Origin of the sequence: Flavonifractor sp. An82 (assembly GCF_002159265.1) — a bacterium.
Taxonomy (GTDB): domain Bacteria; phylum Bacillota; class Clostridia; order Oscillospirales; family Oscillospiraceae; genus Flavonifractor.
In genome coordinates this window covers 18,063-37,852 of record NZ_NFHG01000023.1, presented here as the reverse complement: position 1 = coordinate 37,852, position 19,790 = coordinate 18,063, and the positions used below count along the sequence as shown (strand labels likewise).

21 protein-coding genes, 1 tRNA gene and 2 riboswitches are annotated in these 19,790 nt (G+C 62.8%); of the genes, 3 read left to right on the top strand and 19 right to left on the bottom strand.

Translation table 11 applies throughout. From position 1 onward, the window contains the following. Positions 1–142 precede the first annotated feature (142 nt). Positions 143–520: a M23 family metallopeptidase gene (locus B5G34_RS16205; protein WP_242957093.1), complete on the top strand. Its 378-nt coding sequence runs from the start codon at positions 143–145 to the stop codon at positions 518–520. A 42-nt stretch (positions 521–562) separates the two neighbouring features. Here B5G34_RS16205 and B5G34_RS16200 read toward each other — a convergent pair whose 3' ends face one another. The 8 genes from B5G34_RS16200 to B5G34_RS16170 form a co-directional block, all read right to left on the bottom strand. Further along, positions 563–1,927: a sodium:alanine symporter family protein gene (locus tag B5G34_RS16200; protein ID WP_087339988.1), complete on the bottom strand. Its 1,365-nt coding sequence runs from the start codon at positions 1,925–1,927 to the stop codon at positions 563–565. 121 nt (positions 1,928–2,048) lie between these two features. Beyond that, positions 2,049–2,129, bottom strand: a riboswitch (glycine riboswitch). 3 nt (positions 2,130–2,132) lie between these two features. Beyond that, positions 2,133–2,221, bottom strand: a riboswitch (glycine riboswitch). 141 nt (positions 2,222–2,362) lie between these two features. Beyond that, positions 2,363–2,439, bottom strand: a tRNA-Arg gene (locus B5G34_RS16195). A gap of 108 nt (positions 2,440–2,547) precedes the next feature. Further along, positions 2,548–2,700, bottom strand: a complete 153-nt coding sequence (locus B5G34_RS18825) for a hypothetical protein (RefSeq protein WP_162609502.1) — start codon at positions 2,698–2,700, stop codon at positions 2,548–2,550. 302 nt (positions 2,701–3,002) lie between these two features. Beyond that, the gene (locus B5G34_RS16190; protein WP_087339985.1) at positions 3,003–3,743 is read right to left on the bottom strand and encodes an N-acetylmuramoyl-L-alanine amidase; all 741 of its coding nucleotides are present in this window, start codon (positions 3,741–3,743) and stop codon (positions 3,003–3,005) included. A 112-nt stretch (positions 3,744–3,855) separates the two neighbouring features. After that, on the bottom strand, positions 3,856–5,463 hold the full coding sequence (gene pckA / locus B5G34_RS16185) for a phosphoenolpyruvate carboxykinase (ATP) (protein WP_087339982.1): 1,608 nt from the start codon (positions 5,461–5,463) through the stop codon (positions 3,856–3,858). Between the two features lie 185 nt (positions 5,464–5,648). Next, the gene (gene rsmA, locus B5G34_RS16180) at positions 5,649–6,512 is read right to left on the bottom strand and encodes a 16S rRNA (adenine(1518)-N(6)/adenine(1519)-N(6))-dimethyltransferase RsmA (RefSeq protein WP_087339979.1); all 864 of its coding nucleotides are present in this window, start codon (positions 6,510–6,512) and stop codon (positions 5,649–5,651) included. 58 nt (positions 6,513–6,570) lie between these two features. Further along, positions 6,571–7,773, bottom strand: a complete 1,203-nt coding sequence (locus B5G34_RS16175; protein ID WP_242957092.1) for a HAMP domain-containing sensor histidine kinase — start codon at positions 7,771–7,773, stop codon at positions 6,571–6,573. A 53-nt stretch (positions 7,774–7,826) separates the two neighbouring features. Beyond that, positions 7,827–8,504, bottom strand: coding sequence for a response regulator transcription factor (locus B5G34_RS16170; protein ID WP_087339975.1), 678 nt, complete (start codon positions 8,502–8,504; stop codon positions 7,827–7,829). Positions 8,505–8,693: 189 nt separating this feature from the next. Here B5G34_RS16170 and B5G34_RS16165 point away from each other — a divergent pair, with 189 nt between their 5' ends. Then, positions 8,694–9,719 carry an SPFH domain-containing protein gene (locus B5G34_RS16165; protein WP_087339972.1) on the top strand — a complete coding sequence of 342 codons (1,026 nt, stop codon included), beginning with the start codon at positions 8,694–8,696 and terminating at the stop codon, positions 9,717–9,719. A 1-nt stretch (position 9,720) separates the two neighbouring features. Next, positions 9,721–9,924, top strand: coding sequence for a PTS ascorbate transporter subunit IIC (locus B5G34_RS16160; RefSeq protein WP_087339969.1), 204 nt, complete (start codon positions 9,721–9,723; stop codon positions 9,922–9,924). Positions 9,925–10,178: 254 nt separating this feature from the next. Here the strand turns inward: B5G34_RS16160 and B5G34_RS16155 are convergent, their stop codons facing one another. From B5G34_RS16155 to accB, 11 genes are all read right to left on the bottom strand, one after another. Further along, positions 10,179–10,631 (bottom strand): MarR family transcriptional regulator, encoded by a 453-nt coding sequence (locus B5G34_RS16155; RefSeq protein WP_087339965.1) that lies wholly within the window; start codon positions 10,629–10,631, stop codon positions 10,179–10,181. A 327-nt stretch (positions 10,632–10,958) separates the two neighbouring features. Further along, positions 10,959–11,393 (bottom strand): 3-hydroxyacyl-ACP dehydratase FabZ, encoded by a 435-nt coding sequence (fabZ, locus tag B5G34_RS16150; RefSeq protein ID WP_087339962.1) that lies wholly within the window; start codon positions 11,391–11,393, stop codon positions 10,959–10,961. A 5-nt stretch (positions 11,394–11,398) separates the two neighbouring features. Continuing rightward, positions 11,399–12,640 (bottom strand): beta-ketoacyl-ACP synthase II, encoded by a 1,242-nt coding sequence (gene fabF / locus B5G34_RS16145; protein ID WP_087339959.1) that lies wholly within the window; start codon positions 12,638–12,640, stop codon positions 11,399–11,401. Between the two features lie 18 nt (positions 12,641–12,658). Then, on the bottom strand, positions 12,659–13,402 hold the full coding sequence (gene fabG, locus B5G34_RS16140; RefSeq protein ID WP_087339956.1) for a 3-oxoacyl-[acyl-carrier-protein] reductase: 744 nt from the start codon (positions 13,400–13,402) through the stop codon (positions 12,659–12,661). 4 nt (positions 13,403–13,406) lie between these two features. Next, positions 13,407–14,333, bottom strand: coding sequence for an ACP S-malonyltransferase (fabD, locus tag B5G34_RS16135; protein WP_087339953.1), 927 nt, complete (start codon positions 14,331–14,333; stop codon positions 13,407–13,409). Beyond that, complete coding sequence (locus tag B5G34_RS16130) at positions 14,330–15,256, bottom strand: DUF561 domain-containing protein (RefSeq protein ID WP_087339949.1); 927 nt, start codon at positions 15,254–15,256, stop codon at positions 14,330–14,332. Before B5G34_RS16130 ends, fabD begins: the two co-directional genes overlap by 4 nt. Positions 15,257–15,305: 49 nt before the next feature. Further along, the gene (locus B5G34_RS16125) at positions 15,306–16,256 is read right to left on the bottom strand and encodes a beta-ketoacyl-ACP synthase III (protein WP_087339946.1); all 951 of its coding nucleotides are present in this window, start codon (positions 16,254–16,256) and stop codon (positions 15,306–15,308) included. Continuing rightward, the gene (locus tag B5G34_RS16120) at positions 16,253–17,074 is read right to left on the bottom strand and encodes an acetyl-CoA carboxylase carboxyltransferase subunit alpha (RefSeq protein WP_087339943.1); all 822 of its coding nucleotides are present in this window, start codon (positions 17,072–17,074) and stop codon (positions 16,253–16,255) included. Before B5G34_RS16120 ends, B5G34_RS16125 begins: the two co-directional genes overlap by 4 nt. Continuing rightward, positions 17,064–17,930, bottom strand: a complete 867-nt coding sequence (gene accD / locus B5G34_RS16115) for an acetyl-CoA carboxylase, carboxyltransferase subunit beta (RefSeq protein WP_087339939.1) — start codon at positions 17,928–17,930, stop codon at positions 17,064–17,066. Before accD ends, B5G34_RS16120 begins: the two co-directional genes overlap by 11 nt. Beyond that, a complete protein-coding gene (gene accC / locus B5G34_RS16110; protein ID WP_087339936.1) occupies positions 17,927–19,312 on the bottom strand; it encodes an acetyl-CoA carboxylase biotin carboxylase subunit in 1,386 nt (461 codons plus the stop codon). The genes accD and accC overlap by 4 nt, the downstream gene beginning before the upstream one ends. Positions 19,313–19,316: 4 nt before the next feature. Beyond that, on the bottom strand, positions 19,317–19,745 hold the full coding sequence (accB, locus tag B5G34_RS16105; protein ID WP_087339933.1) for an acetyl-CoA carboxylase biotin carboxyl carrier protein: 429 nt from the start codon (positions 19,743–19,745) through the stop codon (positions 19,317–19,319). Positions 19,746–19,790: the final 45 nt, after the last annotated feature.

The following is a 19,790-nucleotide window of genomic DNA, read 5'->3' as shown; positions in this document are numbered from 1 at the left end:
CGTGACCACGCCGGAGGCAGGGGCCCGCACCTGGTCCCCTACAGCGGCAGCGATGTCCACACCGTCGGGGGTGCGCCAGTCACCCATGGTGGCGTCATAGGCCAGCGCGCCCACGTCCCTCTCCTGGCCCGTACAGGGGGAGGTGCTGACGGGCTATACGGTAGAGGCGCTGGCCTATGACGCCACCATGGGTGACTGGCGCACCCACGACGGTGTGGACATCGCTGCCGCTGTAGGGGACCAGGTGCGGGCCCCTGCCTCCGGCGTGGTCACGGAGGTGATCCAGGACGTGATGATGGGCACCACCGTGGTGATCGACCACGGCGGCAACCTGACCACCACCTGCGCCAACCTGGCGGCCGTACCCACCGTGGAGGTAGGGGATGTGGTCACCGTGGGAGATGTGATCGGCTCGGTGGGAGAAACTGCCATTGCCGAGAGCGCTCTGCCCGGCCACCTGCACTTCAGTGTGGCACAGGACGGCCAGAGCGTGGACCCCATGGAGTTTCTGAACCAATAAGCAAACAAGCCCCCCGGTATAGCCGGGGGGCTTGTTTTTATCTTATCGATGCAGGCTGTCGCTGCCCCGGCTGATCTTGACCACCAGGGAGCTGAGGGCCAGCAGGCCGATCAGGTTGGGCAGCACCATAAGCCCGTTGAACATGTCGGACAGAGACCACACCAGATCCACCTTCTGGACCGAGCCGATGACGATGAAGGCCACCACAATGACGGCATATACCTTGACGGCCCCCTTGCCGAAGAGGGCTTTCACGTTGAGCTCGCCGAAGAAATACCAGCCGATGATGGTAGAGAAGGCGAAGAACAGCATGCAGATGGCCACGAAGGCGTTGCCGAAGGAGCCAAAGGCGGCGTTGAAGGCGGCCTGGGCCAGGGCGGTGCCCTGGAGGGGGCCGTTCACCGGCTGGAGCATGCCGGAGGACAGAATGACCAGCGCCGTCAGGGTGAGCACGATGAAGGTGTCGATAAAGACGCCCATCATGGCGATGATGCCCTGATCCTGGGGCTTGTCCACCTTGGCCATGGCGTGGGCGTGGGGGGTGGAGCCCATGCCGGCCTCGTTGGAGAACAGACCCCGGGCCACGCCGTACCGCATGGCCTCCCGCATGGTCAGACCCAGAGCGCCGCCCAGCACCGCCTGGGGATCAAAGGCGCACACGAAGATGGAGCGCAGGGCGGAGAGCAGGGCGCTGTGGTTGATGCACAGGATGGCGATGCAGCCTACGATGTAGAAGAGGGCCATGATGGGGACGATCTTCTCGGTGAAGGAGGCAATGCGCTGTACGCCGCCCAGGAAGATAAAGGCGGCAATGACCGCCACCACGATGCCCACCGCCAGCTTGGGAATACCGAAGGCGGTGTGGAAGGCGTCGCCGATGGAGTTGGACTGGACCATGTTGCCCATGAAGCCCAGGGCCAGGATGATGGCCACGGCGAAGAAGCCGGACAGGAACTTGCCGAACTTTCCCTGGAAGGCGGCCCGGATGTAGTAGATGGGGCCGCCGGTGACGTGGCCGTCCTGATCCACGGTGCGGAACTTCTGGGCCAGCAGGGCCTCGGAGTAGATGGTGGCCATGCCGAAGAAGGCGGACAGCCACATCCAGAAGATGGCGCCGGGGCCGCCGGAGTAGAGGGCGGTGGCACAGCCGGTGATGTTACCGGTGCCCACCTGGGCGGCGATGGCGGTGGTCAGGGCCTGGAAGGAGGACATGCCCTCCTTGCCTGCCCGGGCCCCCTTCATGGAGAAGCCGCCGAACAGCCGGCGCATGCCCTCCCCGAACTTACGCAGCTGGACGAAGCCCAGCCGTACCGTAAAGTAGATACCGGTGGCCACCAGCAGAAACAGCAGCGCATAGTCCCACAGCACGGTGTTCACCGCACCCACCAGTCCTTCGATCCATTCCATTGTACTCTCCTCTTTCCTTTGGGATTGCGGCAAAGAAAAGGACCAAACCGCACACACCGCGGTCTGGCCCTGAAATACAGCACAAAGACATCCGGCCTGAGCCGGATGTCGCTGCGATCCACTCTGTCCTTTTGCCTGAGAGATTCGTGCTGCGAGCGCACGTTGCACCTTCGGCATCCCCGCTGAGGGGACTTCTCCAGAGCCACATCCATCCACAGTCCTCATTTCCCGGGGGAAACACCTGAGAGTTTTGCTCCTTCGGCAAGCCTTGCGGCTTTTTCCTGTGGACTTCCCTTGTCGCTATGCGGCGGACGATTGTCCGTCCGATTTGATATGCAGAACTATAGCACGGCGCAACCCGCTTGTCAAGCGCTTCCGAACGGAAAAGACAGAAATAAAAATAGGAAAGGCAACCACCGAAGTGATTGCCTTTCCTGGTACGGCTGAAGGGATTCGAACCCCCGACCTTTTGGTTCGTAGCCAAACACTCTATCCAACTGAGCTACAGCCGCATATCAGTGGGAGACTTACTCTCTTGCTGACAGCTTAATTATATTAGCACAGCTTGTGACAGAATGCAAGAGGAAAATTGAAATTTCTCAAAATATTTTGGGGAGGCCCTACTTATCCCCCTCTTCGGCGATGATGCGCTCCAGGCAGCCCATCAGGTCGGACATGGTTTCCAGCCGGACGCCCATGCCGAGAATGTGCTCCCGCAGGTGGGGCGGCATGGAGTCAAACTGGGGGCGGATCGCCGGGTCCACGTAAGCCATCGTATCACCTCCTCGGGCAGGTCTGCCTTCTCAGTATAGCCAGCCCGGGGGAAAAGGATACAGCGGGCATCAAAAAACGCGCCCCTGAAAGCAGAGGCGCGGAAGTTTTGGTCTGTCCCCGCAGGGAGCGATTGCCGCCCTGCGGGAGACAGTGGGTTGTGCGTTGAAAAGAGAGAAGAGAGGAGGAGTCATGTCTTTGTTATCTTTGGTATCCTGACGCTTCTTATGATAACAGATTCCCGCTTGAAGTGGTGAACCCTTTTGGAACTTACTGTGAACGAATTATGAACGAGCGAATGAGTTTACAGCAGCGTGATAAAGGCGCTGTTGGCCCACCCCACCATGCCGTCCAGCTTTACCACATACCAGTCCTCCCATTGATTCAGGACAGTGAGGCGGGTGCCGTCATAGGCCTTGGCCAGCACGGCAGCGGTGGCGGCGGGCTTATCCCGGATGTTCAGATAGCCCCAGGAGACGTCCACCACGGCGGGGCGGGGGAACTGGGGCTCCAGGAAGGGCAGACCAAAGTACTCCGTCAGAGAGAGGACGATGTTGCGGGCGATGGCGTCCAGGTTGTTCTGGACCCAGGCGGCGTCGTCGGGGTTGTCGTGGTAGCCCAGCTCCAGAAAGACGGAGGGGGCCCGTACCCGGCGCACCTCGCCAACGGAGGTGGTGGACTCGGCCCGCACCTTGTTGGGCAGAGGGTAGATGGTCTTCAGGCCGTTGGCAATGAGCTGGGCGGCTCGCTTGCCCTCGGCGGAACCAGGGTAGTAGAAAACCAGGATACCACGGGCCTGGCCGTACTGCTCCTCAGGAGCGGCGTTGGAGTGGAGTGCCAGGTGGAGATCGTAGTTGCCCGCGTTGGAGGCCCGGATGGAGGACAGGGCGGTCATGTCCGGGGTGTTGCGGGAAAAGCGGATACCGGCGGCGGTGAGGTAGGGCTCCATGGCATCGGCCAGGCGGTTCATCCACTCCTCTTCCGTGCCGCCGTTGACGTACAGGTTGTTCTCCTGTGTGGAGGGGGAGAGGTAGATGATAGGCATAGAAATAACCTCCTTTTCTCCATGCTATGCGGGAGAAGGGAGGCCTGCGCATCAAAAAACGTCCCCGGTGCGTGAAGGCACCGGGGACGACCAAAGGATATATGGAAAGGGCTCAGTCCACCTTAGGACCGGCAGCTACCAGAGCCTTGCCAGCGTCGTTGGTGGTGTACTTGGCAAAGTTCTTCACGAAGCGGGCGGCCAGATCCTTGGCCTTGGTATCCCACTCCGCGGGATCGGCGTAAGTATTGCGGGGGTCCAGAATATTGGTATCCACCCCGGGCAGCGCGGTGGGAACGGCCAGGTTGAAGTAGGGGATGGTCTTGGTCTCCGCCTTCAGAATGGAGCCGTCCAGGATGGCGTCGATGATGCCCCGGGTGTCCTTGATGGAGATCCGCTTGCCGGTGCCGTTCCAGCCGGTGTTGACCAGGTAGGCCTTGGCGCCGGACTTGGCCATCTTCTTCACCAGCTCCTCGCCGTACTTGGTGGGGTGGAGCTCCAGGAAGGCCTGGCCAAAGCAGGCGGAGAAGGTGGGAGTGGGCTCGGTGATACCGCGCTCGGTACCGGCCAGCTTGGAGGTGAAGCCGGACAGGAAGTAATACTCAGTCTGCTCCGGGGTCAGAATGGACACGGGGGGCAGCACGCCAAAGGCGTCGGCGGACAGGAAGATCACGTTCTTGGCGTCGGGGCCGGCGGAGACGGGACGGACGATCTTCTCAATGTGGTCGATGGGATAGGAGACACGGGTGTTCTCAGTGACGGAATCGTCGTCGAAGTCGCAGTGGCCGTTTTCGTCCACGGTGACGTTCTCCAGCAGGGCATTGCGCTTGATGGCGTTGTAGATGTCGGGCTCGGACTCCTTATCCAGGTTGATGACCTTGGCGTAGCAGCCGCCCTCAAAGTTGAAGACGCCGTTGTCATCCCAGCCGTGCTCGTCATCGCCGATGAGCAGACGCTTGGGATCGGTGGACAGGGTGGTCTTGCCGGTGCCGGACAGACCGAAGAACAGGGCGGTGTTCTCGCCGTTCATATCGGTGTTGGCGGAGCAGTGCATGGAGGCCATGCCCTTCAGGGGCAGGAAGTAGTTCATCATGGAGAACATGCCCTTCTTCATCTCGCCGCCGTACCAGGTGTTCAGGATGACCTGCTCCCGGGAGGTGAGATTGAAGATGGCGGCGGTCTCGGAGTTGAGACCCAGCTCCTTGTAGTTTTCCACCTTGGCCTTGGAGGCGTTGTAGGAGATGAAGTCGGGCTGGAAATTGGCCAGCTCCTCCTCCGTAGGCTGGATAAACATGTTCTTCACGAAGTGGGCCTGCCAGGCCACCTCCATGATGAAGCGGATGGCCATGCGGGTATCCTTGTTGGTGCCGCAGAACACATCCATGACATACAGCTTCTTGTTGGACAGCTCCTGGATGGCCAGCTGCTTGCAGGTGTCCCACGCCTGCTGGGAGGCGGGCTTGTTATCGTTCTTGAATTCGTCGGAAGTCCACCACACGGTATCCCGGGAGGTATCGTCCATAACGATGAATTTATCCTTGGGGGAACGGCCGGTGTAGATGCCGGTCATGACGTTAACGGCGCCCAGATCGGTGACCTGGCCCTTATCGTAGCCTTCCAGGTCGGGGCGGGTCTCCTCCTGGAACAGAACCTCGTAGGAGGGGTTATGGAGGATCTCAGTGACGCCGGTGATGCCGTATTGATTCAAATCAATGTTTGCCATAATGCATGACCTCTTTCCCATTTTGATCGCTCAGGGGCTCCGATGGGGCGGACAACCCCCGGAACTGACAAATGCTATGGGACAATCATACACAAAATTGGTTATAATGTCAATTCCTCTATACCGCGGGATTTTGCAATTTTGCTTCTTCGCAGTTTCAATCTGCCTTTTTGCGCACCGGGAGATCAACCCTCCAGAGCCTGGATGGCATGGGCAAGAGCGGCAAATTCCGGGATGCCCAGCTTCTCCCCGCGGACCTCCTCAGGAAGTCCGGCGGCGGCCATGGCCTGCCGAAGCTGCTCCTTGCTCAGCTTGTCGCCGAAGGCGGCGGACAGGCCGTTGAGCAGGGTCTTGCGGCGCTGGGCAAAGGAGGCCTTCACCACCCGGAAGAACCGTTTTTCATCCACAAGGGTCTGGACCGGCTCGGTCCGGGGGACCAGGCGGATCACCGCCGAGGTCACCTTGGGGGCGGGCAGGAAGCACTCCGGGGGAACCTCAAACAGGTATTCGGGGGTGGTGTAATACTGGCAGAAGAGGGAGAAGGCGCCGTAATCGCTGGTACCGGGATCGGCACAGATCCGTTTGGCCACCTCACGCTGGATCATCACCGTGATGGAGGCAAAGCAGCCCGCCTCAATGAGGGCGGTGATGACGGGGGTGGTAATGTTATAGGGCAGATTGGCGCAGGCCACCGGGGTAAGCCCGGGGAACTGTTCTGCCGCCAGGGCGGCCAGATCCAGCTTCATGGCGTCCCCGGGGATGACGGTCACGTTGTCATAGGGGGCCAGGGTCTCCCCCAGAATGGGCAGCAGGTCCCGGTCCAGCTCAATGGCGGCCACCTTGCCCGCCCGCTGGGCCAGCTGGACGGTGAGGGGGCCGATGCCCGGGCCGATCTCCAGGGCGCCGCAGGTCTGGTCGGCCCCCGAGGCGTCGGCAATGTCCCGGGGGACCCAGCCCTGAATGAGAAAGTTCTGGCCCATACTCTTGGAAAAGCGGAAGCCGTGTCGGCCCAGCAGGGCCTTGATATCATTGCTGTTGCAGAGATCCATAATCCACCTCGTACACGTATTGCCACCAGTATACGGGAAACCGGACCAAAATACAAGCCTACCGCCGGGGGAGCAGGACGGTGAAGGTGGTGCCGACGGCGGCGGTGCTGGTCACGGAAATCTTTCCCCGGTGGGTCTCCACAATGCTCCGGGCAATGGCCAGTCCCAGGCCGTAGCCTCCCTGGCTCCGGTTCCGGGAGGCGTCCGCCCGGTAGAAGCGCTCGAACAGGTGGGGAAGATGTTCCGGAGGAATGGGATCGCCGGTGTTGTGGACGGTGAGGCGCAGCTTGTCCTGCTGCCGGGCCAGGGTGACAGTGACGGCGGGGTTTGGGGGGCCGACGTATTTGACCGCGTTGTCCAGCAGGATGCGGACCAGCCGCCGCAGCTGAAGCTCGTCTCCCGTCAGGGTCAGGCCGGGCTCCAGCTTGGACTCCAGGGTCACCCCCGCCTCAAAGACCACCGGCTCAAAGGGGAGCAGGCAGCCCTGGACCAGCTGGCACAGATCCACCTGGGTGGGGTGGGCGGTCAGCCGGGCGTTGTCCGACTTGGCCAGAAAAAGCAGGTCCTCCACCAGCCCCTTCATCTGCCGGGCCTCCTCCTGGGTATAGTCCAGCCACTTGGCCTGGGTGGACACCGGCTCGTCCGGGTGAGCCAGTACGATGCCGATATTGGCCAAAATGACAGTAAGTGGCGTCTTGAGCTCATGGGAGGCATCGGCCACAAATTGCCGCTGCTGCTTCCAGGCCTTTTCCACCGGCCGGAGGGCCAGGGAGGAGAGGAAGAGTCCCACAAAGAAAAAGGCGGCCATAGCCAGCAGCCAGATCAGCAGGCAGGAGAGCACCAGGGTGCGCATGGTGCTGCGCTCCCAGGTCTGGTCGGCAAAGGCGATGCGGGTGGTCCCCTCCGGAGTGTGCTCCATGAGAAAGCGCAGGCCAAGGCTGGGGAGCACCCCATAATCCTGTCCGGTAGCCAGTGCCTCCTGAGCGGCCTGCCCGGCGGTTTCCTCCGATACATCCACCTGACCGCCGTCGTTGATATCTGTGGCCTGTCCGCCCTCCACGGTAACGGAGAAGACGGGGATCAGGGAAGCGTTGCGGTCATCGTCTCCGTCCTTCTGTTCCAACGGAGGCACATTGAACTCAAAACGGGGAGCGTTCTCGCCATCCTGGCGGCTGAGTACCATGTAAAGGGCGGCGGTGCTCTGATTCTCCAGCCGCCGGGCGTTGGAGGCCAGCAGCAGCACCAGCACCACCGTCAGCACCAGGCCTACCAGCAGCAGATTGATGAGAATAAAGCGCTATCGCAGCCGCCGGATCATGTGACAGGCACCTCCAGATAGTAGCCCACCTTGCGTACGGTGCCAATACCCACCGTGGACTCCAAAAAGGTCAGCTTCTTTCGGAGAAACGAGATATATACCTCCACATTGTTGTCCTCGGCGTCCGACTCCAGACCCCATACCCGTGCGATGATGTCCTCCTTGGGGACCACCGAGCGGGGGTGGACCATCAGCTGCCGGAGCACGTCAAACTCCTTGAAGCCCAGCCGCACCGACTTGGAGCCGCACCGCAGGCAGCGGGTGGACAGCTCCAGGGTCAGATCTCCGGCCACCAGCTGTTCGCCGATGACCTCCCCCTGGCGGCGGGTGAGGGCCCGCACCCGGGCCAGCAGCTCCCCGATATCAAAGGGCTTGGTCATGTAGTCGTCCGCCCCGTGGTCCAGACCGGCGATCTTGTCGGGCATCTCGTCCCGGGCGGTGAGCATCAGAATGGGGGTGGACACATGGGCGTGGCGCAGTCGGCTGGCCACCTCAAAACCATCCAGCTTGGGCAGCATCACGTCCAGGATAATGACGTCGTATTGCCCGGTGAGGCCGTAGTCCAGGCCGTCCGCCCCGTCGTATACCACATCGGCCTGATAGCGCTGCTCAGCCATGACCTGTCCCAGGGCCTCCGCCAGCCGCCGTTCGTCTTCTACAATCAAAACTCGCATCTGCAGGTTCCTTTCTTGTGTGGATTCAGGTTTGCTGCTACAAGAATACCTTCCCATTCTGAAATTTTTCTGAAAAGATTATAGTAAAACCAAATAAAAAAAGTTTTACAGAGTGTTAACAAAATAGATTGACAGGAAGATATTTAAGTGATATGATTTTGATATCAAAAGGAGAGCGGAGGTGCTCATATGAAAGAGAAGATTTTGGAGGGTAAGAAGAAGGGTATGCCCATGCTGCTGCTCATTCTGGCCCTGTATGTGGTAGCTGTTGTGGCTCTGGTGTGGGCCGCCATCCGGGAGGAGGCCGCCGAGTCCGCCTGGTTCGGCGGTCCCGACCCGCTGGCTATCACGGTAATGGCAGTGTGTATCGCCTGGCTGGCCCTGGGCTGGATCTTCCTGTGCGGCCTGAAGGTGCTCAAGCCTCAGGAGGCCCTGGTGCTCACCCTGTTCGGCAAGTACATCGGTACCCTGAAGGGGGAGGGCTTCTACTACGTCAACCCCTTCTGCTCCGGCGTCAATCCCGCGGCCCAGACCAAGCTGAACCAGAGCGGCGATGTGGACGGCGGTAAGGCGGAGAAGAAGGCGGAGGCCCAGGCCGGGGGCAAGCGGATCTCCCTGAAAATCATGACCCTGAACAACAACCGGCAGAAGATCAACGACTGCCTGGGCAACCCGGTGGAGATCGGCATCGCCGTCATGTGGCGGGTGGTGGATACCGCCAAGGCGGTGTTTGATGTGGACAACTACAAGGAGTACCTGTCCCTCCAGTGCGACAGCGCCCTGCGCAACATCGTGCGCATCTACCCCTACGATGTGGCCCCCAACGTGGACACCACCGGCGACGGTGTGGCCGACGAGGGCAGCCTGCGGGGTTCCAGTGAGGTGGTGGCCGCCCGCATCAAGGAGGAGATCCAGAGCAAGGTGGCCCAGGCCGGTCTGGAGATCATTGAGGCCCGCATCACCTACCTGGCCTACGCCCCCGAGATCGCCGCGGTCATGCTGCAGCGCCAGCAGGCCAGCGCCATCATTGACGCCCGCAAGATGATCGTGGACGGCGCCGTGGGCATGGTGGAGATGGCCCTGGAGCGGCTCAGCGAGAAGCAGGTGGTGGAACTGGACGAGGAGCGGAAGGCCGCCATGGTGTCCAACCTGCTGGTGGTGCTCTGCGGCAACCGGGACGCCCAGCCGGTGGTCAACTCCGGCAGCCTGTACTGATATGGCAGGCGACGGCAAGAAGCAGGTGCCTCTGCGCCTGTCCCCCAAGCTCTATGCGGCCATCGCCGCCTGGGCGGAGGACGATTTCCGCTCAGTGAACGGACAGATCGAGTATCTGCTCACGGAATGTGTCCGCCAGCGGAAAAAGAACGGCAAGTACGTCTCCGACCAGATCGACGTGCCGCCGGAACTGGATATTGAATGACAAAAAGGACGTGCTGCAAATCGCAGCACGTCCTTTTTTCATTTGGTGAATGCTTTCCGGCATATGAAGCCTCGCAGAGTTCGCGCCCGCAGGCGCGAAAAAAGTTTAAAGCTGTTTTCAGCCAGGACATGTGCGTGGCTGAAAACACTTCTCAGGCTGCAAGTGTGGAATCTGGCCGCTTTTAGCGGACAGATTCTGCGCGCGGCAGACTGTATCTTACTCAAACCAGTGGCAAAGCCACTGGTTTGAAGATCTCAGGCCTCAGCGGAGCCCAGCTGGATCTCCGGCATCAGCTCTTTGCTGATGATGGTGAGCATCTCTTCCAGCTTGGCGCACTCGTCGGGGGTAAACCGCTCTCTCATTCGCTCGGTGACCACGTGGACATAGTCACTGCTGACGTTGTAGTACTCCTTGTACTTCTCGGTCACGATCAAGTGGTACTCCCGCTTGTCGTGCTCCGACTGGATCTTCCGTACATAGCCCTTGCGGATGAGGCTGTTGATCTTGTAGGCCGCGTTGGGGGGAGAAATGCGCATGAAGGAGGCAAACTCATTGATGGTGGGGGACCCCAGGGCCTGAATGGTCTCCATGGCGAAGGTCTCCACCGTGGTCAGGCTGGCCTCCCGGTTCTGAAAGCGCTCAAAGATCTCCTGGTAAAAATGAAGTTTGAATTTCGTATACACAATCTCAAATTTTTCTTCCAGCATGCCCGCGCCTCCGCAAAACAATATCTTTTTCAACGGTATTATAATGTCTGCTGAATAAACCGTAAATCGGTTTATTCGCGCGGCGGTAGCCGCGCAATTCCATAAAACGGTTCAAGGAGCCGCTTTTATGGAATTCAGCCATTGTTACAATGCGTATTTCCGCTGGTGCGCCTCAGCGCATCAGCGGAAGGTGCAAGGTTTTTGAAGAATTTTCTCCAAAAACCTTGCGCCTTGAACAAAGCCAAATGGCCTTGAAAGCCACGGCTTCCAAGGCTTTCGGCTTTGTTCAGTACGCATTATTATAACAAAAAGCGGAGGGAAGGGCAATCAGGAATCCTTACCCAGGGCGAGGGTGAGTTCCGCCGACACAGCCAGGACGCCGTCTACCGTGGCCTTGGCCTCTGCCACGGCTACGGGGCCTTTCTGCTTGGTGATGACGCACTCCAGCTCCAGCACGTCGCCGGGGATGACCTGGCGGCGGAACCGGGCGTTCTTGATGCCGCCGAAGAAGCCCAGCTTTCCTTTGTTTTCCGGCAGGGAGAGCATAGCTACCGCTCCCACCTGAGCCAGAGCTTCAATAATGAGCACCCCGGGCATCACATGGTACTGAGGGAAATGGCCCTGGAAGAAGGGCTCGTTGACGGTGACGCACTTGATGCCCTTGGCCCACTTGCCGGACTCCCCGTCCACAATGCGGTCCACCAGGGCGAAGGGGTAGCGGTGGGGCAGGATCTCTGCGATCTGGTTGGAGTTGAGTTCCATCGCGCTCAGCCCTCCCACTTCTTGAACAGGACGCAGGCATTGTGGCCGCCGAAGCCCAGAGAGTTGGACAGCACGTACTCCACTTGAGCCTGACGGCCCTCATTGGGCACATAGTCCAGATCGCAGGCGGGATCGGGCTCCTGATAGTGGATGGTGGCGGGCAGGAAGCCGTCCTTCAGGGTAAGGGCGGAGAAGATGGCCTCCACCGCACCGGCGGCGCCCAGCATGTGGCCGGTCATGGACTTGGTGGAGCTCACCGCCAGCTTGTAGGCGTGGTCGCCGAACACGGTCTTGATAGCGGCGGTCTCGCCGGAGTCGTTCAGGGGTGTGGATGTGCCGTGGGCGTTGATGTAGCCCACCTGCTCAGGGGCCACGCCGCCGTCGGCCAGAGCCTGGGCCATGGCCCGGGCGCCGCCCTCCCCATTGGGGGCGGGAGCGGTCATGTGATAGGCGTCGCAGGTGGAGCCGTAGCCTACCACCTCGGCGTACACCTTGGCCCCCCGGGCCTTGGCGTGCTCGTACTCCTCCAGCACCAGGATAGCGGCACCCTCACCCAGCACGAAGCCGGAACGCTGGGCGTCAAAGGGAATGGAGGCCCGGTTGGGGTCGTCGCCCACATGGAGGGCCCGCATGGAGGTGAAGCCGCCGATGGACAGGGGAGTGACGGCGGCCTCGGCGCCGCCGCACAGCATCACCTCGGCGTAGCCGTCCCGGATGTGACGGAAGGCGTCGCCCACGGCGTTGGAGCCGCCGGCACAGGCGGTGACGGGGCAGGTGCACATGCCCTGGAAGCCGAAGGCGATGGCGATGAGGCCTGCGCCCATGTTGGCGATGGTGGAGGGGATGTAGAAGGGGGAGGCCCGGTCAAAGCCCTTCTCGGAGCAGCGCATCTGCTCGCTCTCGGTCATGGCGATGCCGCCCACGCCGCTGGAGACGATGACGCCGCAGCGGGTGCGGTCCAGGGACTCCAGGTCCAGACCGCTGTCGGCCACCGCCTCCTTGGCGGAGGCCATGGCCAGCTGGGAGTAGCGGGCCATGTGGCGCACTTCCTTCTTATCCAGCACAGTGGTGGGGTCCCAATCCTTCACCTCGGCGGCCAGATGGACCTTCTGGGCGGAAGCGTCATAGTGGGTGATGGGGGCAATGCCGCAGACGCCGTTCTTCACGGCCTGCCAGGTGTCGGCCAGGTTATGGCCCAGGGGATTGACGGTCCCCATGCCGGTAATGACTACTCTGCGTTTTTCCATAATTGATCTTGTTCCTCCTCACATACCCATGCCGCCATCAACACTCAGGACCTGCCCGGTGATGTAGGACGCCTCGTCAGAGGCCAGAAAGGCCACGGCGGCGGCCACATCCTCGGGGGTGCCGGCCCGGCCGGCGGGGATGGTGGACAGCATGGCCTCCCGGGCGGCCTCGGGCAGGGCGGCGGTCATGTCGGTGGCGATGTAGCCGGGGGCCACCGCGTTGACGGTGACGCCCCGTCCGCCCAGCTCCTTGGCCAGGGACTTGGTCATGCCGATGACTCCCGCCTTGCTGGCGCAGTAGTTGATCTGGCCCGGGTTGCCCCGCAGGGCCACCACCGAGCTGAGGTTGATGATGCGGCCGTAGCGGGCCTTCATCATGGGCCGGGCAGCGGCCTTCATGCACAGGAAGGCCCCCTTCAGGTTGGTCTCGATGACCGCGTCGAAGTCCTCCTCCTTCAGCATCATGGCCAGGTTGTCCCGGGTGATGCCGGCATTGTTTACCAGGATGTGGAGGCCGCCCAGCTCCTTCACGGCGGTATCCATCAGGGCCTTGACGGCGGCGGGGTCGGCCACGCTGCCCTGAACGGCACGGGCCTCCACTCCCAGCTCCTTGAGGGCGGCCAGGGTCTCCTCAGCGGCGGCGGTGTTGCCGGCGTAGGAGAACACCACGCTGGCGCCCCGGCGGGCCAGCTCCAGACAGATGGCCCTGCCGATGCCCCGGCTGCCGCCGGTGACCACGGCGATCTTTCCATTCATGCTCATACAGTTATCCTTTCAAAGCGGCGGAGAGGGCCACCACATCGGCGCAGGTCTCCACGGCGTAGGTCTTGATGGAGGGAGCGGTCTTCTTCACAAAGCCGCTGAGAGCCTTGCCCGGACCGATCTCCACGATGGTGTCCACCCCCAGCTCCTCCAGCCGGCGGATGGTGTCCTCCATGTAGACGGAGGACTGGACCTGCTTTTCCAGCAGGGCGGGGATGGTGTCGTTCTCCCCCATCTCCCGGCCCAGGCAGTTGAAGAGCACCGGGAAGGCCATCTGGCCAAAGGTGATCTCCTGGAACTTCTCCCTTAAAGCGTCGCCGGCGGGACGCAGCAGGGAGGTGTGGAAGGGACCGCTGACCTTCAGGGGCAGGCAGCGCTTGGCGCCCAGCTCGCGGGCCAATGCGGCGGCTTTGTCCACGGCGGCCTGTACACCGCCGATGACCAGCTGGCCGGGGCAGTTGTAGTTGGCGATCTCCACCACGCCCAGGTCGGAGGCCTGGTCGCAGGCCTGCTGGAGCTTCTCCCGGTCCAGCCCCAGCACGGCGCTCATGCCGCAGGCCATACCGGCGCAGGCGGAGGCCATAGCTTTGCCCCGGAAGGCGGCCAGGGAGATGGCCTGGGCAGGGGTGAATACCCCGGCGGCCTGGAGAGCGGAATACTCGCCCAGGCTGAGACCGGCGGCGTAGTCGGGACGGATGCCCAGCTCAGAGAGGATGGCGGTCATGCCGGCGGCAAAGGCCACCATGCAGGGCTGGGTGTACTGGGTCTGGTTCAGCACCCCGTCGGGGTCGGTAAAGGACACCGTCTTCAGGTCAAAATCCACGTCAGCGCTGTCCAGCACCTGCTTGAACATGGGATAGGTCTCATAGAGGTCAGCTCCCATGCCGGGGTGCTGGCTGCCCTGTCCGGCATACAAAAATGCGAGGCTCATAGGTTCAGTCCTTTCACAACGGCCTGACAGCCGCTCATCATATCTTCAAAAATGGCCCGCAGAGGGCGGACCTCCTTCACCATACCGGCCACCTGCCCGGCCATAAAGCTGCCGGTGTCCAGATTGCCGTCGAATACGGCCCGGCGGAGGGAGCCCAGGGTCAGCTTCTCCATCTCCTCCAGGGGCAGGTTCTGCTTCTCCATGCGCAGGTACTCCCGGGCCATCTTATTCTTGAGCACCCGGACGGGGGCCCCGCCGGTGCGGCCGGTGACGGTGGTATCGTTGGCGCCGGCCTTCACCACGGCCTGCTTGTAGTTGTCGTGGATGGGGCATTCCTCACTGGCCAGCAGGCAGGTGCCGATCTGCACGCCGCAGGCCCCAAGGGCGAAGGCAGCGGCCATCTGACGGCCGTCGGCAATGCCGCCGGCGGCGATGACAGGCACGCTTACCGCGTCCACTACCTGGGGCACCAGGGCCATGGTGGTCATCTCGCCTACGTGGCCGCCGCTCTCGGTGCCCTCGGCGATGACACCGTCAATGCCGTAGCGCTCCAGCCGCTTGGCCAGGATGGGAGCGGCCACCACGGGGAAGACCTTGATGCCGGCCTCCTTCCAGGCGGGGACGTACTTGCCGGGGTTGCCGGCGCCGGTGGTCACCACCTGGACGCCCTCCTCTACCACGACCTTGGCCAGGTCCTCGATGTGGGGATTCATCAGCATCAGGTTGACGCCGAAGGGCTTGTTGGTGGAGGACTTGGCCGCCTGGATCTCACGGCGCAGGGCGTCGGCATCCATGCCGCCGGAGCCGATGAGGCCCAGAGCGCCGGCATTGGATACGGCTGCGGCGAAAGCGCCGGTGGCCACATTGGCCATGCCGCCCTGAATAATGGGGAATTCGATCCCCAGAAGTTCGTTCAATTTCATGGAAGACTCCTTATCTAACAACGGACGGCCATAAAGGTCGCCTGTTTCCTTATGCCAATTCCAAAAGCGCTCCCGCCCAGGTCAGTCCCCCGCCGAAGCCCACGCACAGGGCCTTCTGGCCGGAGGTCAGCTGGCCGGAGGTGACCAGCTCATCCAGCAGCAGGGGCACGCTGGCGGCGGAGGTGTTGCCGGTGCGGGCGATGTTGCCGGTGCACTTGGCGGGATCAGCCCCCAGCTTCTTCACCGCAAAGTCGATGATGCGCTGATTGGCCTGGTGGAACACAAAGCGGTCCACATCGTCCAGGGTAATGCCCGCCTTCGCTGCCACCTCTTTGGCGCAGCGGGGGAGAGCCTCCACGGCGAAACGGAACACCGCCTTGCCGTCCATGTGGATGTAGGAGGGAACGGGGGCATTGGCGCCGGGCACATAGAGGGCATCCTGGTTGCCCCGGCAGCCCAGCACGGCGTGGAGGGAGGGATAGTCTTCCCGCCACTCCACCACGGCGGCGCCGGCTCCGTCCCCGAAGAGGACGCAGGTGCCTCGGTCAGTAAAGTCGATGATGCGGCTCAGAGCCTCCACGCCCACGACGAGGCCGTACTTCCGGGCGGAAGCGGCCAGCAGGCACTCTGCCGTGTGCAGGCCGTATACAAAGCCGGAACAGGCGGCGTTCAGGTCAAAGCACACCGTGTCCTCCGGAAAGCCCAGATCCCGCTGAAGGATACAGGCGGCGGCAGGGGTGAGGAAGTCCTGGGACAGGGTGGCCACGATACACACCCCGATCTGCTCCGGGCCGATGCCGGAGCGATCCAGAGCCTGCTTGGCGGCGGCCAGACACAGGGTGGTGTGGCTCTCGCCGTCGGTGCAGTGGTAGCGGCTGCGGATACCGGTGCGGGCGGCGATCCACTCGTCGCTGGTCTCCACGATCTTGGCCATATCGTCATTGGTTACCGCCTGCCGGGGCAGGGCGGAACCGGTACTCAGCAGTTTGATTCCGTTCATGGGCGCTCCTTTCTCAGGGCCTTACTGCCCATCAGGCGGAATTTTTTATAGCGTTGTGCGGCCAGCGCCTGGCCGTTCATCTTGTTCAGGGCGGACAGCTCCTTCACCAGCACGGCGTCCAGCGCCTTGCACACGCCGTGCAGATTGGTATGGGCTCCTTCGGCGGGCTCGGGAATGACGGCATCAATGACGCCCAGCTCCAAGAGGTCCGCGGCGGTGAGCTTCATCACGTCGCAGGCCTCGTCGCTGCGGGAGGAGTCCTTCCACAGGATGGCGGCAAAGCCCTCGGGGGAGAGGACGGAGTAGACGGCGTTCTCCAGCATGAGGACCTTGTTGCCCACGCCCAGGGCCAGGGCGCCGCCGCTGCCTCCCTCACCGGTGACCACCGAGATCACCGGAACGGTGAGGGCGGAGGAGAGGGCCAGGGTGCGGGCGATGGCCTCCCCCTGGCCACGGGCCTCGGCCTCCAGGCCGGGGTAGGCGCCGGGGGTGTCGATGAAGGTGATGACGGGGCGGCGGAATTTTTCCGCCTGCTCCATCAGCCGCTGGGCCTTGCGGTAGCCCTCGGGGGAGGGCATGCCGAAGTGGTAGGCCAGATGCTCCTCCAGGGTGCGGCCCTTCCGGTGGCCGATGACGGTGACCGGCTGGCCGTGGAAGAGGGCCACGCCCCCCAAAATGCTGCCGTCGTCGGCGCACAGACGATCGCCACGCTGCTCAAAGAAGTCGGTGAAGAGGGCGGCGATAAAATCTGCGGTGCCCGGCCGCTCCTGATGGCGGGCCATGGCCACCCGCTGGGCGGGGGTAAGATTATTTGCCACGGTCGCTCCCTCCTTTTCCGTGGAGTTTCAGCAGCTGGATCAGAGTGTCCCGCAGATGGGCCCGGGGGACGATGGCGTCCAGGAAGCCGTGCTCCAGCAGGTACTCGGCACTCTGGAAGCCCTCGGGCAGCTTCTCGCCGATGGTCTGCTCGATGACCCGGGGACCGGCGAAGCCGATGAGGGCGCCGGGTTCGGCCAGCATGATGTCCCCCAGGCTGGCGAAGCTGGCGGTGACGCCGCCGGTGGTGGGATGGGTGAGCACCGAGATGTACAGCCCCCCCTTGCGGGAGAAGCGCTCCAGGGCGGCGGAGGTTTTGGCCATCTGCATCAGAGACAGAATGCCCTCCTGCATCCGGGCTCCGCCGCTGGCGGAGAAGAGGATGAGGGGCAGCTTATATTTTTCGGCGTACTCCACCAGCCGGGTGACCTTCTCGCCCAGGGCGGCGCTCATGCTGCCCATGAAAAACCGGCTGTCCAGAGCGCCCACCGCCACCTTCTGGCCGTGGATGCGGCCGGTGGCAGTGACTACGCCCTCATTCATGCCAGTGCGGCGGCGGGCCCCCTCCAGCTTGGCGGCGTAGCCGGGGAAGGACAGGGGATCGTTGGAGGACAGAGGGGCATCCAGCTCCCGGAAGGTGCCCTTGTCCAGCACCAGGCTCAGCCGGTAGTAGGCCCCTACAGGGTAGTGGTGGCCGCACAGGGGGCAGACGTACCGGGCCATGACCAGGTCGCGGCGGCGGAAGGTGCCGCCGCAGGCGGGACAGGTCTCCTCGGTGTGGGCGGGAGCGGGGGAGCTGCCCCGGAGGGCCTTCAGGTTGAGCAGCTTCTGACGCCGCTGGGCAAAGACGTTGCTCATGCCTTAGCTTCCTCCTCTCCGCTGCGGCTCCAGGCCAGCAGGGTGTCCATGTTGGCCTCCAGATAGCCGGTGGTGTAGTTGCCCCGGATGAAGTCGGGGTGGTGCATGATCTGATGGAGCAGATCGGTGTTGTTGGCGGGTCCCTCAATGATGAGCTCCTCCAGGGCCCGGCGCATCCGACGGATGGCCTCCAGTCGGGTGGGGGCGAACACGATGAGCTTTGCCATCAGGGAGTCGTAGTAGGGGGGCAGAGTGTAGCCGGTGTACAGGCCGGTATCCACCCGCACGCCGAAGCCGCCGGGCAGATGGACGAAGTCGATCTTGCCGGGGCAGGGGCGGAAGTCGTTGGCCGGGTCCTCGGCGTTGATGCGGCACTCGATGGCATGGCCCTTCTGCACCACATCCTCCTGGGTGCAGGACAGGGGCAGGCCGGCGGCGATGCGGATCTGCTCCCGCACCAGGTCCATACCGGTAACCAGCTCGGTGACCGGATGCTCCACCTGGATACGGGTGTTCATCTCGATGAAATAGAAATTGCCCTCCTGATCCAGTACAAACTCGATGGTGCCGGCGTTCTCGTAGTGGGCAGCTTTGGCGGCGGCCACGGCGGCGGCCCCCATCTTCTCCCGCAGTTCGGGAGTGAGGGCCTTGGAGGGGGACTCCTCCAGCAGCTTCTGGTTGCGCCGCTGGATGGAGCAGTCCCGGTCCCCCAGCTGGATCACATGGCCCTCTTTGTCGGCCAGGATCTGAAACTCAATGTGCCGGGGGTTGAGGATCAGCTTCTCCAGATACATCTCCCCGCTGCCGAAGCAGGCCACCGACTCGCTGCGGGCCTCCTCAAAGAGGGGGATCAGCTGGTCGGGCTCAAACACCCGGCGCATGCCCCGGCCGCCGCCGCCGGCAGCGGCCTTGATGAGGACGGGGTAGCCGATGGAATCGGCCAGAGCCTTGGCCTCCTGGGCGGTGTCCACCGCCCCGTCGGAGCCGGGGACCACCGGTACGCCGGCGGCCACCATCAGCTTGCGGGCGGCGGCCTTGTTGCCCATGGCCCGGATCACGTTGCCGGAAGGGCCGATGAAGGCGATGCCCGCCTGGGCGCAGGCGTCGGCAAAGTCGGCGTTTTCCGACAGGAAGCCGTAGCCGGGGTGGATGGCGTCGCATCCCGTGGCCTGGGCCACGGTGAGGATGGCGTCCACATTGAGGTAGCTGTCCGCCGAGCGGGCGGGACCGATGCACCAGGCCTGCTCCGCCAGCTGGACGTGGAGGGCCTCAGAATCAGCCTGGGAGTAGACCACAACGGGCTCAATATCCAGCTCCCGGCAGGCCCGGAAGACCCGGACGGCGATCTCGCCCCGGTTGGCGATCAAAATACGCTTGAACATGGAATCACCCTTCCCGGTAGCGAATGAGCGGGTCCCCGAAGGACACCAGGGCCCCATCCTCCTGGAGAATGGCCTCGATAGTGCAGTCGCAGGGGGCGTGGACCTCGTTCATCATCTTCATGGCCTCCATGAGGCAGACGGTCTGCCCCTTCTTTACCTTGTCGCCCACCTGGACAAAGGGAGCGGCATCGGGAGCGGAGGCGGCGTAGAAGGTACCCACCAGGGGGGCGGTGATGCATGGGCCCTCGGGCTGAGCCGCGGGGACAGGCGCAGGGGCGGCGGCAGCGGGAGCGGCTACACCGGCGGGAGCGGCGGGGAGGACGGCGGCGCCCTTGCCCAGCTCCAGGGTGCAGTCCTTGGTGGTCAGCTTGAAGGTGGTGATGCCGCTCTGGTCAAAGCGGGTCATCAGCTCAAAGATCTCTTGGTTGGTCATAGCGGCTCCTTTCGGAAAAAAGGCATCGGTTTGCACCGATGCCCG

Bases quoted from the DNA above. Each gene is read 5' to 3' on its own strand.
- pckA (WP_087339982.1), bottom strand. From the start codon at position 5,463: ATGGCAAACATTGATTTGAATCAATACGGCATCACCGGCGTCACTGAG.
- fabG (WP_087339956.1), bottom strand. From the start codon at position 13,402: ATGAGCATGAATGGAAAGATCGCCGTGGTCACCGGCGGCAGCCGGGGC.
- B5G34_RS16125 (WP_087339946.1), bottom strand. From the start codon at position 16,256: ATGAACGGAATCAAACTGCTGAGTACCGGTTCCGCCCTGCCCCGGCAG.
- fabF (WP_087339959.1), bottom strand. From the start codon at position 12,640: ATGGAAAAACGCAGAGTAGTCATTACCGGCATGGGGACCGTCAATCCC.
- fabZ (WP_087339962.1), bottom strand. From the start codon at position 11,393: ATGGAACTCAACTCCAACCAGATCGCAGAGATCCTGCCCCACCGCTAC.
- B5G34_RS16130 (WP_087339949.1), bottom strand. From the start codon at position 15,256: ATGAAATTGAACGAACTTCTGGGGATCGAATTCCCCATTATTCAGGGC.
- B5G34_RS16190 (WP_087339985.1), bottom strand. From the start codon at position 3,743: ATGCCTATCATCTACCTCTCCCCCTCCACACAGGAGAACAACCTGTAC.
- B5G34_RS16200 (WP_087339988.1), bottom strand. From the start codon at position 1,927: ATGGAATGGATCGAAGGACTGGTGGGTGCGGTGAACACCGTGCTGTGG.
- B5G34_RS18825 (WP_162609502.1), bottom strand. From the start codon at position 2,700: ATGGCTTACGTGGACCCGGCGATCCGCCCCCAGTTTGACTCCATGCCG.
- accD (WP_087339939.1), bottom strand. From the start codon at position 17,930: ATGAGCAACGTCTTTGCCCAGCGGCGTCAGAAGCTGCTCAACCTGAAG.
- accC (WP_087339936.1), bottom strand. From the start codon at position 19,312: ATGTTCAAGCGTATTTTGATCGCCAACCGGGGCGAGATCGCCGTCCGG.
- B5G34_RS16160 (WP_087339969.1), top strand. From the start codon at position 9,721: ATGGCAGGCGACGGCAAGAAGCAGGTGCCTCTGCGCCTGTCCCCCAAG.
- fabD (WP_087339953.1), bottom strand. From the start codon at position 14,333: ATGAGCCTCGCATTTTTGTATGCCGGACAGGGCAGCCAGCACCCCGGC.
- B5G34_RS16165 (WP_087339972.1), top strand. From the start codon at position 8,694: ATGAAAGAGAAGATTTTGGAGGGTAAGAAGAAGGGTATGCCCATGCTG.
- B5G34_RS16170 (WP_087339975.1), bottom strand. From the start codon at position 8,504: ATGCGAGTTTTGATTGTAGAAGACGAACGGCGGCTGGCGGAGGCCCTG.
- B5G34_RS16155 (WP_087339965.1), bottom strand. From the start codon at position 10,631: ATGCTGGAAGAAAAATTTGAGATTGTGTATACGAAATTCAAACTTCAT.
- accB (WP_087339933.1), bottom strand. From the start codon at position 19,745: ATGACCAACCAAGAGATCTTTGAGCTGATGACCCGCTTTGACCAGAGC.
- rsmA (WP_087339979.1), bottom strand. From the start codon at position 6,512: ATGGATCTCTGCAACAGCAATGATATCAAGGCCCTGCTGGGCCGACAC.